1 protein-coding gene is annotated in these 1,399 nt (G+C 71.3%); it reads left to right on the plus strand.

From position 1 onward, the window contains the following. Nucleotides 1-265: 265 nt before the first annotated feature. The coding region (dnaX, locus tag AC1D1T_RS32495; RefSeq protein ID WP_477993473.1) for a DNA polymerase III subunit gamma/tau at nucleotides 266-1,399 on the plus strand (1,134 nt) is incomplete at its 3' end.

Raw genomic sequence — 1,399 nt, forward strand, 5'->3', positions numbered from 1 at the left:
GGCCGATTCGCCGCGCGAGGCCTCGACCTCGCTGAACCCATGCGCGCCCAGGTGCGCGCCGGTGGCCTTGGCGGCGCGCTGCGCAGCCACCTTCAGCGGGTCGATCAGGTCGTAGTTGACGCCGGCCTGTTCGTAGCTGAGCGTGTCGGGGGAAGCGGGGGTGGATTTCATCGGGAGCAGAGGGTCGATGGCGGGGCGGTCGGAGGTCGGCGCGGCCGCCGAAACCGCGATTATCGGGTACCACCGGGCCCCGTAGAATGCCCCGATGTCCTATCTCGTCCTGGCCCGCAAATACCGCCCGCGTGACTTCGAAGGCCTCGTCGGCCAGGAGCACGTCGTGCAGGCGCTGGCCAACGCGCTCACGCAGCAGCGCCTGCACCACGCCTACCTGTTCACCGGCACGCGCGGCGTCGGCAAGACCACCGTCTCGCGCATCCTCGCGAAATCGCTCAACTGCACCGGCGCCGACGGGCAGGGCACCATCACCGCCCGGCCCTGCGGCGTCTGCGATGCCTGCCGCGACATCGACAGCGGCCGCTTCGTCGACTACGTCGAGCTCGATGCCGCCTCCAACCGCGGCGTCGAAGAGATCTCGCAGCTGCTCGACCAGGCCGTCTACAAGCCGGTGGTCGGCCGCTTCAAGGTCTACATGATCGACGAAGTCCACATGCTCTCGAACACCGCGTTCAACGCGATGCTCAAGACGCTCGAGGAGCCGCCCGAGTACCTCAAGTTCGTCCTCGCCACCACCGATCCGCAGAAGGTGCCGCCCACCGTGCTGTCGCGCTGCCTGCAGTTCAACCTGCGGCCGATGGCGCCGCAGACGGTGCAGGAACACCTCGCCACCGTGCTCGGCGCCGAGCAGATCGAGGCCGAGCCCGGCGCGCTGCGGCTGCTGGCGCGCGCCGCGCGCGGCTCGATGCGCGATGCGCTGTCGCTCACCGACCAGGCCATCGCGTTCGGCGCCGGCGCGCTGCAGGAAGCCGGCGTGCGCCAGATGCTCGGCGCCGTCGATCGCAGCCATGCGGTGCGGCTGGTCGAGGCCCTGGCCGCCGGCGACGGTGCCGACGTGGTCGCCACGGTCGACGGGCTGCGCTCGCTCGGCCTGTCGTGCAGCGGCACGCTCGAAGAGATCGCCACGCTGCTGCAGCAGATGGCCGTGCTGCAGGCCGTGCCGGCCGCGGCCGACGAGGCCGATCCCGACACGCCCGCCATCCAGCGCCTGGCCGCGCTGCTGGCCCCCGACGAGACGCAACTGCTCTACAGCATCGTGCTGCACGGCCGTGCCGAGCTGGGCCTCGCGCCCGACGAATACAGCGGCCTCGTGATGGTGCTGCTGCGCCTGCTGGCCTTCAAGCCGGGCGGCACGCCGGCCCCGCGCCGCGAGGCTGCTCCAGCG

Source organism: Rhizobacter sp. P2_H3 (genome assembly GCF_056403355.1).